The sequence below is a fragment of the Urechidicola vernalis genome, from assembly GCF_031846385.1.
Taxonomy (GTDB): Bacteria; Bacteroidota; Bacteroidia; order Flavobacteriales; family Flavobacteriaceae; genus Urechidicola; species Urechidicola vernalis.
On sequence record NZ_JAVRHV010000003.1, the window covers coordinates 136617 to 153631 of the forward strand.

The following is a 17015-nucleotide window of genomic DNA, read 5'->3' on the forward strand; positions in this document are numbered from 1 at the left end:
TTTTTAGAGGTTTGATTTCTATATATAAAAAAGCAGCAGAAGAATTATATTCTCCTGCTGCTTTTCACTTTATATGTGCTCTATTAGATATTAAAAGCGCTTTTTACCTTTTCTACATAGTCTAGTTTTTCCCAAGTAAAAGTCTCTACTTCAAACGCAACGGTTCTTCCTTCAGTAGATGTAAATTCTAAGGTTTTTACCTCTGGAGTTCTACCCATATGGCCGTAAGCTGCAGTTTCTAAATAAATTGGGTTACGTAATTTCAAACGTTTTTCAATAGCTGCTGGTCGCATGTCAAATAATTGCTCTACCACTTTAGAAATTTCACCATCTGTTAAATCAACCTTAGTAGTTCCATAAGATTCAACATTTATAGATGTTGGTTGAGCTACACCAATAGCATATGAAACTTGAACTAAAATTTCATCAGCAACTCCTGCCGCTACCAAATTTTTTGCAATATGTCTAGAGGCATACGCCGCTGATCTATCTACTTTACTTGGATCTTTTCCAGAAAAAGCACCTCCACCATGCGCTCCTTTTCCGCCGTATGTATCCACAATAATTTTTCTTCCTGTCAATCCTGTATCTCCATGCGGTCCGCCAATTACAAATTTCCCTGTTGGGTTAATATGGTAGGTGATTTCGTCATTAAACAATGCCTGAATTTTAGCAGGTAATTTTGCAATTACTCTTGGAATTAAAATACCAACTAAATCTTCTTTGATTTTTGCCAACATTGGTTCATCGGCATCAAATTCATCATGTTGTGTAGAAATAACAATCGTGTCAATTCGTTGTGGTACATTATCATCAGAATACTCTATCGTAACCTGACTCTTTGCATCTGGACGTAAATAAGGAATGTCGGTACACTCTCTTCTTAATTCAGCCAATTCAATCAATAATCGGTGGCTTAAATCCAACGCCAATGGCATAAAGTTCTCCGTTTCCTTCGTAGCATAACCAAACATCATTCCTTGGTCTCCAGCTCCTTGCTCGTCGTAAGAGGCTCTATCTACACCTTGGTTAATATCTCGCGATTGCTCGTGAATTGCGTTTAATACCCCACAAGAATTACCATCGAACATATATTCTCCTTTGGTGTATCCAATTTTATTAATAACATCTCTAGCTATTTTTTGAACATCTAAATAAGCCGTAGATTTTACCTCTCCAGCAAGTATTACTTGACCGGTTGTTACTAAGGTTTCACAAGCTACTTTTGAGCTTTTATCAAACGCTAAAAAACGATCGATTAATGCATCTGAAATTTGATCTGCAATTTTATCAGGGTGTCCTTCCGACACAGATTCTGATGTAAATAAATATGACATAGTCTTAACTTTTAATGTTTTAGAGAATCCAGAAAAAAAGTAAAAGCCAAAGGGAAGTATACACTTACTGCTTTAGCATTTTTTTTGAAGAGGTTGCAATCAGTTCAAATTTTTCCTCTGTGATTCGGGTGCAAATTTATAACAATTAAAATCAATACCTAAAAAAATAATCGAATTATTTTATTTGTAAGTTGAATTGATTTTAAGGACTAAAAGCATTAAACCATTTAAAATGAAAAAACTAAACTTTTTACTTGTTCTTCTTTTAGTAGTCAATATTTCTTGCAGTTCTTCTGATGATATGGAAATTCCAGAAGACCCTGTTGTAGATGTAAATTCTCCTATGATTGCCCCAAACGCGTTTATCAGTGGTTCATTTGTTTCTGATGCACACCCAACTTCGGGTACAGCTGAAGTGAATAAAGAAATGACGAAATTAATTTTCAGAAACTTTAAATCAGATGATGGACCAAAACTATTGGTATATCTTTCTACGGATAAAAATTCTACCGATTTTGTAGATCTAGGCGATCTAAAAGGTCTTTCAGGCAATTACGAATACGCCATTCCTAATGGCACCGATTTGAATAAATACAACGTGGTAAGTATTTGGTGCGTCGATTTCTTAGTCAGCTTTGGACATGCCGAATTAAAATAAAATTTTCTTCATAATTTATTTGGTCATGTAATTTATATTCTTTTATATTTGCCTACCAATTAACTAGGGTAATGAATAAAATATCTAACAAAATGGGCTTTATGATGTGTAGTTTATACGCAGAGGGTTGTTTTGTTTGAATATTTCACAATAAAATTGAAAGCCTCTGAATTGTTCAGAGGCTTTTTTTTGATCAAAAATTAAAATGAAGAAATCATGAAAATAATGATAATGCTTGGGTATTGCCACAACTAAAAAAGAGCCCAGTGGTAATACCGAAATGAAGGCTAAATAAAAAAAAGTCAAAAAAATATAAAAAGATATAAAATGAGTACTCAAAAAATTTCAACGCAAGCATTACACGCGGGACACGATACAGCAACTACAGCAGGAACACGTGCTGTGCCAATTTATCAATCAACTTCATATGTTTTTAATGATACAGATCATGCTGCAAATTTATTTTCCCTTGCAGAGCCTGGATTTATTTATACAAGATTAAATAATCCTACAAATGATATTTTAGAACAACGTTTGGCAGCGATTGAGGGTGGAGTTGCCGCGGCAGTTTTTGCTTCTGGAACTGCTGCGATTTCAACCGGATTATTAACCTTGTTGAAAAGTGGAGATCATGTTGTGGCTTCAAGTTCGCTATATGGAGGAACCTACAACCTTTTAAATAACACCTTGCCAAGATTGGGAATTACAACAACTTTTGTAGATGCTTCTGATCCAAGTAATTTTGGAAAAGCGGTTCAGGAAAACACCAAGGTCATTTTTGTAGAGAGTTTAGGAAATCCAAAATTAGATGTGTTGGATTTAGCAGCAATATCTAAAGAAGCCAAAGCGGCTAAAATTCCATTTATAGTAGATAATACAGTTGCAACTCCATATTTATTGAACCCAATTGAACATGGTGCAAATATTGTAATTCATTCTTTAACTAAATATATTGGAGGTCAAGGGAATTCACTAGGCGGGGTTATTATTGATGCTGGAACCTTTGATTGGGCCAATGGTAATTTCCCCGAATTTACAGAGCCGAACCCAAGTTATCATGGATTAAATTATGCCGAAGCCTTGGGTGCTATTGCATATATAGCCAAAGTTAGAATTGAAGGTTTGCGTGATTATGGCGGAGCCTTAAGTCCATATAACGCATTTCAAATTATTCAAGGATTAGAAACCTTACCAATTAGAGTTGCAAAACATAGCGAAAATGCATTAGCATTGGCAAAATGGTTAGAGACAAATGACAATGTTGCTTGGGTAAATTACCCTGGTTTAGAAAGTAGTAAATACAGCAATTTAGCAAAACAATATTTACCTAAAGGACAAAGTGGAATTGTAACTTTTGGTCTTAAAGGTGGTTTTGATGCGGCCAAAACGTTTACTGATAAAACAAAAATATTCTCTTTATTAGCCAATATTGGTGATACTAAATCATTGATTATTCATCCAGCGAGCACTACACATCAACAATTAAATGATGATCAGCAAGAAGCAAGTGGTGTCACCAAAGACTTGATTCGTTTGTCAGTGGGGTTAGAAGCTATTTCTGATCTTATTGCAGATATTGAACAAGCATTGGCTTAAAACTAAGAATTGTTAAATTTTCAGATTGAGAATAGGTGGCCAATGTTGCTTATTCTCAATTCTTATTTGAAATTTAAAGAAAAATTTCAAATTCATTGCGTGCTATTTTTTTTATGCATTACTTTGCGGTCAAGTTCAGATACTTATTGATTGTGTTATAAAGAAAGGCAGAGGGATTAGACCCGATGAAGCCTTAGCAACCCTTTACTTTTAAAGAAGGTGCTAAATTCTACCAAATTGGATAGATAACAGATGAATTTCAAAACAATTCACTTTCCTTATTTCATTTTCAATCGTATTAAATTAAAAGTTAAGTACGTTGACACAACAATTACAACATATTACAATTTCAGATTTTACAACTGAAACAGGTTATACATCAAATTTTGATTTGACGTTTCAAATTTTTGGAAAGCCATTACATACAGCTCCAATTGTGCAGGTAAGTCATGCTTTAACCGGAAACTCAGAAGTTGCTGGAGAAAATGGTTGGTGGAGTGGAATTATTGGAAAAGGGAAATTAATAGATACTGATAAATTCACTATTATTTCTTTTGATATTCCTGGAAATGGATATGACGAGAATTCTGATAAACTCATCAAAAACTATAAAGATTTTAAACCTAGAGATATTGCAAAAATATTTGGTTTGGGATTACAAAAATTAGAGATTTCTAAACTTTACGCGGTAATTGGACCGTCTTTAGGAGGAGGAATTGCATGGGAAATGGCGGTGTTGTTTCCAGACTTAATGGAGCACTTGGTTGCCTTAGGATCTGATTGGAAAACTTCAGATTGGATTATTGCACACAATCTTACACAAGAGCAAATATTGAATAATTCAAAAAGACCAATGCACGATGCACGTTTAATGGCGATGCTTTTTTATAGAACAGCCGTTTCATTTAAACATAGATTTAACAGATCGACCAATGAAGAGTTAGGGATATTTAATTCAGAAAGTTGGTTGTTGCATCATGGAAAAAGAATTGAAGAACGATTTAATCTAGAATCTTATCAGTTAATGAATCATTTATTAACGCATATAGATATTACTAGAGGAAGAGGAGAGTTCGTCGAAGTTGCGAAATTGATTAAGGCAAAAGTGACTCAGGTTACGATTGATACAGACATATTCTTCGTTCCAGAAGAGAATGTTGAAACAGAAGCGTTACTTAATGAAGCAGGTGTAAGAAATGAATTAAAGGAGATAAAATCTATTTATGGTCATGATGGATTTTTAATAGAATTTGACCAATTAAATATTTTGTTGAAAGATATTTTTTAAAATAAAATAAGTCACATCGAGCGGAGTCGAGATGTATAAATATAGAAATTATGAGTGATTACAATTTTGAAACAGAAGCGATAAGAACGCAAAATGAGCGTTCTCAATTTTCAGAACATTCTACTCCAATGTATGTTACATCCAGTTTTGTATTTGATGATGCCGAAGATATGCGAGCTTCTTTTGCAGAAGAGAAAGAGAAAAATCTATACAGTAGATTTTCGAATCCAAATACAAGCGAATTTGTTTCAAAAGTTGTAAAAATGGAAGGTGCTGAAGACGGTTACGCCTTTGCAACTGGTATGGCTGCTATCTTTTCGACCTTTGCGGCTTTGTTAAAAAGTGGAGATCATATAGTGTCTGCGAGATCTGTTTTTGGTTCAACACATTCTTTATTTACAAAGTACTTGCCAAAATGGAACATAGAAACTTCGTATTTCGATATTAACAAACCTGAAGATATTGAAGGTTTAATTCAGCCAAATACCAAAATATTATATGCTGAATCTCCAACAAATCCTGGAATTGATATCATTGATTTAGAGTTATTAGGAGCCTTGGCAAAAAAGCATAATCTACTATTGGTAATAGATAATTGTTTTGCTACACCATATATCCAGCAACCGATTAAATTTGGTGCAGATATCGTTGTTCATTCTGCAACCAAATTAATGGATGGTCAAGGACGTGTTCTTGGAGGAGTAGCGGTTGGTAGAAAGGACTTAATTCGAGAAATTTATTTGTTCTCAAGGAATACTGGGCCAGCGATGTCTCCATTTAATGCTTGGGTGTTATCTAAAAGTTTAGAAACACTAGCAATAAGAGTTGAAAAACATTGTGAAAATGCATTTAAAATTGCAGAGTTTTTAGAAGAACATCCGAAAGTAAATTGGGTTAAATACCCATTTTTAAAATCGCACCCACAATACGAAGTTGCAAAAAAGCAAATGAAATTAGGAGGTAATATCATTGCCTTTGAAGTAAAAGGAGGTATAGAAGCAGGTAGAAATTTCTTAAATAAAATTAAAATGTGTTCACTTTCTGCCAATCTAGGTGATACTAGAACTATTGTAACACATCCAGCTTCGACAACTCATAGTAAATTAGCCTTAGAAGATAGATTGGAAGTTGGGATTACAGATGGTTCTGTGCGAATATCTATTGGATTAGAAAATGCCGATGATATTATTTCGGATCTTAGTCAAGGATTGTAAAAATTGATAATATAGAAAGTTATTTATGAAAAACGTTTTTGCCTTATTTGTTACTCTTTTATTATGCATTAATTGTTCTACAGTTACCAAAAAAAAGCAGTTAATGGCTGGTGCATCTTCATCGAATATTAATCCGAATGTTGGAATGTTTATAGCTGGAGATAAAAAGAATCGGAAATTTACGGGAGTACATGATTCCATTTACGCTAAAGCAGTCGTAATTAATAATGGTGAATCTTCCTTGGCAATTGTTACATTAGATTGTATTGGACTTTTGTACCCAGATGTTCAAAAAATAAGGAAAAGAGCAGCTAGTTTAATTTCAACTATTAATTTACCGGCAGAACGTATTATTATTAGTTCTAACCACGTGCATACAGGGCCCGATGTTGTGGGAATTTGGGGGGCAAGTCAAATAGAAAGTGGTGTGGATGATGAGTATATGGAGAAGATGATAGAAACTACGGCGCAAGTAATTGCTAAGGCAAGTAAGAATCTAGATCCTGTTTCAACGAGATATTCAGCAGGTACGTTTGGAGAAAAGTGGGTACATAATATTTCTGAACCTGAAATAGATAGATCATTAACAGTACTACAATTTTTAAATGATTCAGGAAAGAATGTTGCTTCGTTAACTAATTTTGCATGTCATCCTACAATTTACGATGCAGTTCATAATGAAGTTTCAGCAGATTTCGTAGGAGTTTTTTACAATGAAATGGCTAAAGAAGTTAAAGGAGAACATCTTTTTTTGCAGGGAGCAATTGGTGGTTGGGTTCAACCTGATAAAGAAAATCAATCTTTCGAAATTGGAGTTAAAAGAGGAACAGAATTAGCAAATGCAGTTAAAGAACAGTTGAAACAAATGAAGCCAATGGAATCATCTAAGATTCAATTTGCTAATAGCGTGTTTGAATTACCAGTTTCAAATCCTGGTTGGAGTCAGTTATCTAAATTAGGAGTTATAAAAAGAGAAATTGGAGAAACGACAACAACAGAAGTTGCATGGTTTTCAATTGGTTCCGCACAATTTATAACTCATCCTGGAGAGACACCTCCTGCCTATTCATTTTACTCAAAAGAATTAATGAATTCTGAACCAAAGTTTGTTATGGGACTTACCTTAGATGCAATGGGCTATATTTTAAAACCTTCATATTTTGAAGAAGGAACAACTATACCACATGCTGAATATTTAACAAGAATGTCTGCAGGTGCTGAAGCGGGTCCTACTGTTTTAGAACAAATAGATAAAGTAATTCCAAAGTAAAAGTTTTCTTGTAAACCCATACTAAATGGGCTTGTTAGGTTATGTAAAAGATTTTTCGCATTTTTACTTCCTATTCAAACTATCAATTTAATAGGTTTATGCTTTCGAAAAAAACAAAATACGGATTAAAAGCACTTACATTTTTAGCACGCCGAGATGTAAAAGGTCCGGTACAAATTGCTGAAATTTCTAGGAGTGAAAACATATCTCAAAAGTTTTTGGAGAGTATTTTATTGACATTGCGTAAAGCCGGAATTCTTGGTTCTAAAAAAGGAAAAGGTGGAGGCTACTATTTAATTAAAGATGCGGCTGACGTGCCTATGACTGATGTTATTCGCGTGTTAGAAGGACCAATTGCTATGCTACCATGTGTTAGTTTAAATTTCTATGAAAAATGTGACGATTGCCCAGACGAAAATGCGTGTAGCGTTAATAAGTTGATGATTCAGGTTAGAGATAGTACACTTCAAATTTTTCGCCATACTTCTTTGGCTGATTTAATTTCAGAATAATTTTTTAAATTTAACGTTATTTTTATCCTATCAAACTTGTAGGGTAATAGAAATAGTGTACATTTGCTGCTTTAAGTCTAGTAAGTCGATAGGAAATTACTTTTATATCGACAAAGGATGAAGAAAAGAACCTAAATGTAGTACAAATGAGCATACAATTAAATAGAGCAGAAGTTGAGAGATTGAATAAATCGTTGAGAGGTAAAAGGCCAGAAGAAATTATTTCATGGGCATTAGAGGTGGCTCAAAACCCAGTGGTAACGACAAATTTTAGACCCTATGAAGTGGCAATTTTAAATGCGGTAACATCGGTGAATTCAGATGTAAAAGTAATTTGGTGCGATACCGGTTATAATACTCCAAATACTTATAACCACGCTAACGAGTTAATTGAAAAATTAGAGTTGAATGTACATTTATACGTTCCGAAACAAACGACAAGTCATAGAGATGCAACACTTGGAATTCCTCAAATAGAGGATCCAAACCATAAATTATTTACAGAGCAAGTTAAACTAGAGCCGTTTAGACGTGCTATGACCGAGCATCAACCTGATGTATGGTTTACGAATCTAAGAAAAGGACAAACTGCATTTAGAGATAGTATCGATATTTTATCATTAAGTGCGGATGGTGTGTTAAAAGTAAGCCCGTTTTATAATTGGTCAGATACAGAACTAGATCTGTATTTAGAAGAGAGAAAATTGCCGAACGAATTTAAATACTTTGATCCAACAAAAGTTTTAGAGAATAGAGAGTGTGGTTTGCACGCTTAAAAGAATTAGAATAAACTAACAAAGAACACTAATTATGCAAAGTTTTAGAACAGAATTCGAAAATCCAATTGTAGAGAGAGATATCATTGAATTGGAACGTAAGATTCGAGAATTTAAAGAGGGCAAGGTAGATGAAGAGAAGTTCCGAAGTTTACGTTTGGCTCGAGGAGTTTATGGGCAGCGTCAATTAGGTGTTCAAATGATTCGAATTAAATTGCCTTTTGGTAGAGTTACAAGCGATCAATTGCACCGTATTTGTGATGTGTCAGATGAATATTCTCGAGGACGTTTGCATATAACAACTAGACAAGATATTCAAATTCACCATGTGAGTTTAGATAGGACTCCAGAGTTGTGGGCAGAACTTGAAAAGAGTGATGTCACACTTCGTGAAGCTTGTGGTAATACAGTTAGAAATGTAACAGCTTCTGAAACGGCTGGGATAGATAAAGACGAGCCATTTGATGTATCTCCGTATGCAGATGCCTTATTTCGTTTCTTTTTAAGAAACCCAATTTGTCAAGAAATGGGACGTAAATTCAAAATTTCTTTTTCTGGGACGGAGGCAGATACAGGTTTGAGCTATATGCACGATTTAGGTTTTATCGCCAAAATTAAAGATGGGAAGAAAGGGTTTAAAGTCCTTGCAGGTGGTGGCTTAGGGTCGCAGCCTAGACATGGTGATGTGTTGTATGATTTTATAGAGTCGGATAAGATTATTCCACTAATGGAAGGTGTTTTACGTGTATTTGATCGTTATGGAGAACGATCTAGACGAGCTAAAGCTCGAATGAAATTTTTGATAAAAGATATTGGATTTGATGCTTTTGTTGAATTGGTAAATGAAGAAAGATTGGCTTTGTCTAATCATACCGTTGCTATTGATACTAATGAGTTTGAACAGCCTATCGATTTGTCACATATTGCAAATCCAGTCGTTAAAAGCTACGAAGTTGAAGCCTTTGAATTATGGAAAGAATCTAATGTGATTCAACAAAAACAAGAGGGATTATTTGCTATTGGAATAAAAGTGTTATTAGGTGATTTTTATACTGATAAAGCACGATTACTTGCCGATTTAATTAAGAATTATGCAGGTGATGAATTGCGTTTGTCCTTACGTCAGAATATTTTAGTAAAGCATGTAAAAGAGGAGTTATTACCATTTTTCTTTGTGGAATTGGGTAAACTTGGCTTTGCTGAATTAGGTTATAACGCAACTCAAGATATTACGGCTTGCCCTGGAACTGATACATGTAATCTAGGAATTTCTAGTAGTACTGGAATTGCGGATAGATTAGAGGAGGTTTTAAAAACGGAATATCCGCAGTATACGAATAACAAAGATATTACCATTAAAATTAGTGGATGTATGAATGCTTGTGGACAACACAACATGTCTGAAATTGGGTTCCAAGGGATGACAATTAGAACAAAGGACAAACAAGTTGCTCCGGCATTGCAGGTGCTGTTAGGTGGAGGAAATTTGGGCAATGGAAACGGACGGTTTTCTGATAAGGTGATTAAAATTCCGAGTAAAAGAGGTGATGAAGCCTTGAGATATTTGCTAAATGATTATGGAAAAAATGCTGAAAAAGAAGAAAGATTTTTAAATTACTACGACCGACAAGGGGAGAAGTATTTTTATGAATTATTAAAACCATTGGCCAATATTGAAAATCTAATTCCAAGCGATTTTATAGATTGGGGTAATGATAAAAAATATGTCAAGGCAATAGGAGTAGGAGAGTGTGCAGGAGTTGTTATTGATCTTATTCAAACGTTGATTTATGAAAGTGAGGAAAAGATTGCCAATGCTGAAGAAACAATAGTAATTGAGAAATGGTCAGATAGCATTTATCATTCCTATGCAGCCATTGTGAATGCGGCAAAGGCCTTATTGCTTTCAGAAAGTAAAAAGACAAATACACATGCTGGAATTGTAAGAGATTTTGATTCGCATTTTGTAGAAACAGGAATCATTAATTTACCAACCAATTTTAGTACATTTGTATATCAAATTAACCAAAACAAACCTTCAAAAGACTTCGCTTTGAAATATTTAGAAGATGCTAAATTATTTGTAAAGTCGATTGAAGAATTTAGAGAAGTTGAACTTAAATCCGTAGTATGATGAAGAACGATTTATATCCAGTATTTTTAAAAGTATCCAAGCTCAATGTAATGATCATTGGTGGGGGTACCGTTGGTTTTGAGAAATTATCTTTTTTATTAAAATCGAGCCCAAATGCAAATGTGGTAGTTGCTGCAAAAGAATTCTCTAAAGATATAATAGCCTTGGCTAAAGTACATAAGATCCCATTAATGTGGAGGCCATATACGAGCAATCTGCTACATAAACAACATATGGTTATTGCTGCTACTAATGATTTAAATGTGAATAAGGAGATTCATTATGATGCAAAACAAAAGCAGCTGTTAGTTAATGTTGCTGATACTCCTGATTTATGCGATTTTTATTTAGGAGGTATTGTTACAAAGGGCAACGTAAAAGTTGCAATTTCTACCAATGGTAAATCACCTACAATGGCGAAGAGGTTACGTCAATTTTTTGAGGAAGTAATTCCAGAGAATGTTGATGACCTTGTAGAAAATTTAAATATTTATAGAAGAACAATTAAAGGGAACTTTTCAGAAAAGGTTTCAAGATTAAATAAATTAACACAAAGTTTTATACTTAGAACGAATGATTAAAACAGATATATTAATAATCGGGGCAGGGCCAGTAGGGATGTTTGCCGTATTTGAAGCAGGATTATTAAAATTAAAATGTCATTTAATAGACGCATTGCCGCAACCTGGAGGACAATGTTCAGAGATTTACCCTAAAAAACCTATTTACGATATACCTGGATTTCCAGAAGTAATGGCGGGTGAATTAATAGATAATTTAGCAGAACAAATTAAACCATTTGAACCGGGATATACCTTAGGTGAACGTGCTGAAACTATTGAGAAATTAGAGGATGGAACTTTTAAAGTTGTAACAAATAAAGGAACAGAACATTATGCTCCAGCGGTATTTATTGCAGGAGGATTAGGTTCTTTTGAGCCGCGTAAACCACCAATTCCAAGTATAGCAGATTTTGAAGATAAAGGAGTAGAATATATTATTCGAGATCCGGAAATTTACAGAGATAAAAGAGTGGTTATAGCAGGTGGAGGTGATTCTGCATTAGATTGGTCTATTTATTTGGCCGATATTGCTAGTGAAGTTTCACTGGTACATAGACGAAAAGAATTTAGAGGAGCTTTAGATTCGGTTGAGAAAGTTGAAGAGTTATACAACGCTGGTAAAATAAACCTAATTACTGATGCTGAAGTAAAAGAAATTTACGGAACAAATCACGTAGATTCTGTCAAGATAAAGCACAAAGAGAAAGGTGAATTTTTAAAAGAAACAGATCACTTTATTCCGTTATTTGGATTGTCACCGAAACTTGGCCCAATAGGTAACTGGGGATTAGAAATTGTAAAGAACGCTATCGTAGTGAACAATGCCTTGGATTATCAAACCAACATACCGGGCGTATTTGCGATCGGTGATGTAAACACCTACCCTGGTAAATTGAAATTGATTTTATGTGGTTTCCATGAAGCAACTATTGCTGTGCAATATGCTTATAATATCATCAATCCAGGCAAGCGTTATGTTATGAAATACACAACGGTAAATGGTGTAACTGGTTTCGATGGAGAAACTAAGAAAGCCGAAGCAGCAGTTGTAAAAAGTATAGGGTAATCCTATCAATAAGAAATACGAAAATGAGTATTTTTGTGGTTCCCGAATTTTCGGGAACCTTTTTTAAATAAAAAGTAATGTCAGACGTAAATATTAAAATTAAGGATAGAGATGGTGTAACACATGATATTCAAGCCCCAACAGATATGGCAATGAATGTTATGGAAGTGGTTAGAGCTTATGAGTTGGCTCCAGAAGGTACAGTAGGTATTTGTGGCGGAATGGCCATGTGTGCGTCTTGCCAGTGCTACGTACATTCTAATCATGAATTACCAGAAATGAGCGTAGATGAAGATTTAATGTTAGCGGAGGCATTTTATGTAGAGGACAATAGCAGGTTGGGCTGTCAAATAGCCATAACCCCCGAGTTAGAGGGACTCGAAATTGAACTCGCACCAGAATCGGAAGTATAAAAGACAAGCCCTCAATTTATTGAGGGTTTTTTTAGGGAATCTATATAGTAATTGGCAAGTAGATTAAATATCTTTGCCATCGTTTCCTCTACCGAGGAAATGCATAAGTGAAGTCATAAAGAATGTCAGAATTAAAAAAAATATTAAAAGAACGTATTCTCGTGTTAGATGGAGCAATGGGGACCATGATTCAGCAGTACAATTTTACGGAGGAAGATTATCGCGGGGAACAATTTAAAGATTTCCATACTTCGGTTAAAGGAAACAATGATATGTTGTCTATTACACAGCCAAAAGCCATTAAAGAAATTCATGCAAAGTATTTTGAAGCCGGAGCGGATATTGTAGAAACGAATACGTTTTCTGGGACTACAATTGCCATGGCAGATTATGATATGGAGGAATGGGTATATGAGTTGAATTTTCAATCAGCAAAAATAGCCAAGGAGGTTGCAAATGAGTTTTCAGCAAAAGAGCCCAACAAACCAAGGTTTGTTGCAGGTTCTATTGGGCCAACGAACAGAACTGCGAGCATGTCTCCAGATGTAAATGATCCTGGATATAGAGCTGTAACTTTTGATGAATTGCGTATTGCATACAAACAACAAACGGAAGCCTTAGTCGATGGAGGGGTCGATATATTATTAGTAGAAACTATTTTTGATACTTTAAACGCAAAGGCAGCACTATTCGCCATCGAAGAAGTGAATGAAGAGAGAGGAATTAATATTCCAATTATGGTAAGCGGTACTATTACAGATGCATCTGGAAGAACTTTATCTGGTCAAACAGCGGAAGCATTTTTAATTTCAGTATCGCATTTAGATTTGTTAACGGTTGGATTTAATTGTGCGTTGGGTGCTGATCAATTAACACCATATTTACAAGTCGTTTCAGATAGAACAGATTTTGGAGTTTCTGCACACCCAAATGCTGGTTTACCTAATGCTTTTGGAGAATATGATGAAACGCCTGAAGTAATGGCCGGGAAAATAAAGGAATATTTAGATAAGAGTTTGATCAATATTATTGGTGGTTGTTGTGGAACAACTCCTGAGCATATCAATGCAATTGCTGAAGTTGCATCTAATTATGCTCCAAGAGAGGTATGATTTTAGAAGTAGCCATTTTAAATATCAAAAAAGGATTGTCGGATGAATTTGAAAAAGCTTTTTCGAAAGCACAAATAATTATTTGTTCAATGGAGGGCTATATTTCTCACGAATTGAAAAAGTGTATCGAAGAAGATGATAAATTTATTCTATTAGTGAATTGGGAAACCATAGAGGATCACGAAATAGGATTTAGAGAATCACAGGAATATCAAGATTGGAAAAAACTATTACATCATTTTTATGAGCCATTTCCAACGGTTCAGCATTATAAATAGATGTAATTTTTAATTAATAAAGTTACTTCGAGCCTAGTCGAGAAGTCTCAAAAAATTAAGTGAAGTTGAGTAATCAAAATAGAAATACAATCCAGAGAAAACCGATGAGATTATCCGGTTTAGAACCTCTTATTATTGACGAGCACAGCAATTTCATTAATGTTGGTGAACGTACTAATGTAGCAGGTTCTCGTAAGTTTTTACGTTTGGTAAAAGAGGAGAAGTTCGATGAAGCGTTGGCTATTGCACGTCATCAGGTAGAAGGAGGAGCGCAGATTGTTGATGTGAATATGGATGACGGTTTGATCGACGGAAAGGCAGCAATGGTTCGCTTTTTAAATTTAATTGCTTCTGAACCAGATATTGCACGAGTTCCGTTAATGATAGATTCCTCTAAATGGGATATCATTGAAGCGGGATTGCAAGTTGTTCAGGGTAAATGTGTGGTGAATTCTATTAGTTTAAAAGAAGGAGAGGCTGAGTTTATAGAACATGCTAAGAAAATAAAACGTTATGGTGCTGCGGTAATTGTGATGGCTTTTGATGAAGTTGGACAAGCCGATACATATGAGCGAAGAATTGAAATTGCGAAACGTTCTTATGACGTTTTAGTCGAAAAAGTAAATTTTGCACCTGAAGACATTATCTTCGATTTAAATATTTTTCCGGTTGCTACAGGAATGGATGAGCATAGAAAAAATGCAATCGACTTCATTGAAGCAACGCGATGGGTTCGTCAAAATCTACCACATGTTAGTGTAAGTGGTGGTGTGAGTAACGTGTCTTTTTCTTTTAGAGGAAATAATACAGTAAGAGAAGCCATGCACTCCGTGTTTTTATACTATGCCATTGAGGCAGGTATGAATATGGGAATTGTGAACCCTGCAATGTTAGAGGTTTACGATGATATACCGAAGGACTTATTAGAGCATATTGAGGATGTTATCCTTGATAAAAGAGATGATGCAACAGAACGTTTATTAGATTTTGCTGAAACGGTAAAAGGAACGAAAAAAGAGGTTGTTGTTGATTTGTCTTGGAGAGAAGAGCCTTTACAAGATAGAATTACAAGGGCCCTGGTAAAAGGAATTGATGAGTATATAGTTGAAGATGTTGAAGAAGCGCGTTCCAAGGCAGAAAGACCAATTCACGTAATTGAAGGAAACTTAATGACTGGAATGAATGTAGTTGGTGATTTGTTCGGTGCAGGGAAGATGTTCTTGCCGCAGGTTGTTAAATCTGCCCGTGTAATGAAAAAAGCGGTTGCTCATTTGCTACCATTTATTGAGGAAGAGAAGAAATCCTTAGGGACGGAAGGTTCGTCTGATTCTAACGGAAAAATTTTATTGGCAACGGTAAAAGGCGATGTTCACGATATTGGAAAAAATATTGTTGGAGTTGTATTAGCATGTAACAATTATGAAATTGTTGACATGGGTGTTATGGTGCCACCTGAAAAGATCATTGAAAAAGCCAAAGAAGAAAATGTAGATATTATTGGGTTGAGCGGATTGATTACACCATCATTAGATGAAATGGTGTATTTGGCCAAAGAAATGGAAAGACTTAATTTTAAGTTGCCATTAATGATTGGTGGTGCAACAACGTCTAAGGCGCATACTTCAGTGAAAATTGACCCACAATATAAAAATGCAGTTGTCCATGTAAATGATGCGTCTAGAGCGGTTACTGTTGCAGGAGATTTGTTAAAAGAAGATTCAGATTCTTATATAACCGAATTGAAATCGGATTATGAAGAGTTTAGAGATAATTTCTTGAAGAGAACTAAGAAAAAGAAAATGATTTCTTTAGATGTGGCTCGTGAAAGAAAATTCAAAATAGATTGGAATACTACAGAAATTACTAAACCAAATAAGTTAGGAACCTACGTTTTAGAGCATATTACTTTAGAGCAATTATTGCCATTTATAGATTGGAGCCCGTTTTTTAGATCTTGGGATTTACATGGTAAATTTCCGGCGATATTAACAGATGAGGTTGTAGGAGATCAAGCAACGGAGTTATACAAAGACGCTCAAAAATTGTTAAAAGAAATCGTTTCTAAGAAGTTGCTTAAAACCAAAGCAATATTTGGATTGTTTCCTGCGAACGCAATTAATGACGATGATATTGAGGTGGATGTCATTCTGAGTGAAACGAAGAATCTCAAAAAAGAACAACACATTTTCAGAACTCTTCGTCAGCAGTTAGATAAAAGAGAAGGCAAACCAAATTTTGCATTGGCGGATTTTATTGCTCCCAAAAATTCCGAAATTCAGGATTATATGGGTTGTTTCTGTGTGTCAACTGGATTTGGAACTAAAGAATTGGCCGAGGCCTATGAGGCTAAGAACGATGATTACAATGCTATTATGGTAAAAGCCTTAGCAGATCGCTTTGCAGAAGCATATGCAGAATTTTTACATAAAGAAGTCCGTACTAATTATTGGGGTTACGCTGCTAATGAAGAACTATCTAATGAAGAATTAATCAAAGAAGGATATAAAGGTATTCGTCCTGCGCCGGGGTATCCTGCTTGTCCAGATCACACAGAAAAATTAACGATTTGGGAAGTTTTAAAGGTGAAAGAAAGAATTGGAGTTGAATTAACAGAGAGTTTGGCCATGTGGCCGGCAGCCTCTGTTTCTGGATACTATTTTGGAAATAAGGAAGCGAAATATTTTGGACTTGGAAAAATCACTCAAGATCAAGTAGCAGATTATTCAGCAAGAAAGGGAGTAGATTTAAAAGAAGCCGAGAAATGGTTAAACCCAAATATTGTAGATAGTTAATGTCAC

The 17015-nt window shown here is 34.9% G+C and carries 15 protein-coding genes and 1 riboswitch; of the genes, 14 read left to right on the forward strand and 1 reads right to left on the reverse strand.

Annotated elements, in window-relative coordinates; genetic code table 11:
* Positions 1-83 precede the first annotated feature (83 nt).
* Positions 84-1337 (reverse strand): methionine adenosyltransferase, encoded by a 1254-nt coding sequence (gene metK / locus RM519_RS07770; RefSeq protein WP_311593123.1) that lies wholly within the window; start codon positions 1335-1337, stop codon positions 84-86.
* 232 nt (positions 1338-1569) lie between these two features.
* On the opposite strand from metK, the gene RM519_RS07775 reads away from it, so the two are divergent.
* From RM519_RS07775 to metH, 14 genes are all read left to right on the forward strand, one after another.
* Positions 1570-1995 (forward strand): DM13 domain-containing protein, encoded by a 426-nt coding sequence (locus RM519_RS07775; RefSeq protein WP_311593124.1) that lies wholly within the window; start codon positions 1570-1572, stop codon positions 1993-1995.
* A 327-nt stretch (positions 1996-2322) separates the two neighbouring features.
* Entirely contained in the window at positions 2323-3591 is a 1269-nt protein-coding gene (locus RM519_RS07780) for an O-acetylhomoserine aminocarboxypropyltransferase/cysteine synthase family protein (protein WP_311593125.1), read from the forward strand.
* Between the two features lie 152 nt (positions 3592-3743).
* A riboswitch (SAM riboswitch) is annotated at positions 3744-3843 on the forward strand.
* 67 nt (positions 3844-3910) lie between these two features.
* Positions 3911-4879: an alpha/beta fold hydrolase gene (locus RM519_RS07785; RefSeq protein WP_311593126.1), complete on the forward strand. Its 969-nt coding sequence runs from the start codon at positions 3911-3913 to the stop codon at positions 4877-4879.
* A gap of 50 nt (positions 4880-4929) precedes the next feature.
* Positions 4930-6093: a trans-sulfuration enzyme family protein gene (locus RM519_RS07790; RefSeq protein WP_311593127.1), complete on the forward strand. Its 1164-nt coding sequence runs from the start codon at positions 4930-4932 to the stop codon at positions 6091-6093.
* 25 nt (positions 6094-6118) lie between these two features.
* Positions 6119-7363, forward strand: coding sequence for a neutral/alkaline non-lysosomal ceramidase N-terminal domain-containing protein (locus tag RM519_RS07795; protein WP_311593128.1), 1245 nt, complete (start codon positions 6119-6121; stop codon positions 7361-7363).
* A 98-nt stretch (positions 7364-7461) separates the two neighbouring features.
* The gene (locus RM519_RS07800; protein ID WP_311593129.1) at positions 7462-7875 is read left to right on the forward strand and encodes an RrF2 family transcriptional regulator; all 414 of its coding nucleotides are present in this window, start codon (positions 7462-7464) and stop codon (positions 7873-7875) included.
* Between the two features lie 146 nt (positions 7876-8021).
* The gene (locus RM519_RS07805; RefSeq protein WP_311593130.1) at positions 8022-8651 is read left to right on the forward strand and encodes a phosphoadenosine phosphosulfate reductase domain-containing protein; all 630 of its coding nucleotides are present in this window, start codon (positions 8022-8024) and stop codon (positions 8649-8651) included.
* A gap of 34 nt (positions 8652-8685) precedes the next feature.
* Positions 8686-10785 (forward strand): HEPN domain-containing protein, encoded by a 2100-nt coding sequence (locus tag RM519_RS07810; RefSeq protein WP_311593131.1) that lies wholly within the window; start codon positions 8686-8688, stop codon positions 10783-10785.
* Positions 10782-11366 (forward strand): precorrin-2 dehydrogenase/sirohydrochlorin ferrochelatase family protein, encoded by a 585-nt coding sequence (locus RM519_RS07815; protein WP_311593132.1) that lies wholly within the window; start codon positions 10782-10784, stop codon positions 11364-11366. The genes RM519_RS07810 and RM519_RS07815 overlap by 4 nt, the downstream gene beginning before the upstream one ends.
* Positions 11359-12414 carry an NAD(P)/FAD-dependent oxidoreductase gene (locus tag RM519_RS07820; protein ID WP_311593133.1) on the forward strand — a complete coding sequence of 352 codons (1056 nt, stop codon included), beginning with the start codon at positions 11359-11361 and terminating at the stop codon, positions 12412-12414. Before RM519_RS07815 ends, RM519_RS07820 begins: the two co-directional genes overlap by 8 nt.
* Positions 12415-12491: 77 nt before the next feature.
* Positions 12492-12827 carry a 2Fe-2S iron-sulfur cluster-binding family protein gene (locus RM519_RS07825; RefSeq protein ID WP_311593134.1) on the forward strand — a complete coding sequence of 112 codons (336 nt, stop codon included), beginning with the start codon at positions 12492-12494 and terminating at the stop codon, positions 12825-12827.
* A 122-nt stretch (positions 12828-12949) separates the two neighbouring features.
* The gene (locus tag RM519_RS07830) at positions 12950-13939 is read left to right on the forward strand and encodes a homocysteine S-methyltransferase family protein (RefSeq protein ID WP_311593135.1); all 990 of its coding nucleotides are present in this window, start codon (positions 12950-12952) and stop codon (positions 13937-13939) included.
* Positions 13936-14217 (forward strand): antibiotic biosynthesis monooxygenase family protein, encoded by a 282-nt coding sequence (locus tag RM519_RS07835; protein ID WP_311593136.1) that lies wholly within the window; start codon positions 13936-13938, stop codon positions 14215-14217. Before RM519_RS07830 ends, RM519_RS07835 begins: the two co-directional genes overlap by 4 nt.
* A 104-nt stretch (positions 14218-14321) precedes the next feature.
* Entirely contained in the window at positions 14322-17009 is a 2688-nt protein-coding gene (metH, locus tag RM519_RS07840) for a methionine synthase (RefSeq protein ID WP_432280182.1), read from the forward strand.
* Positions 17010-17015: the final 6 nt, after the last annotated feature.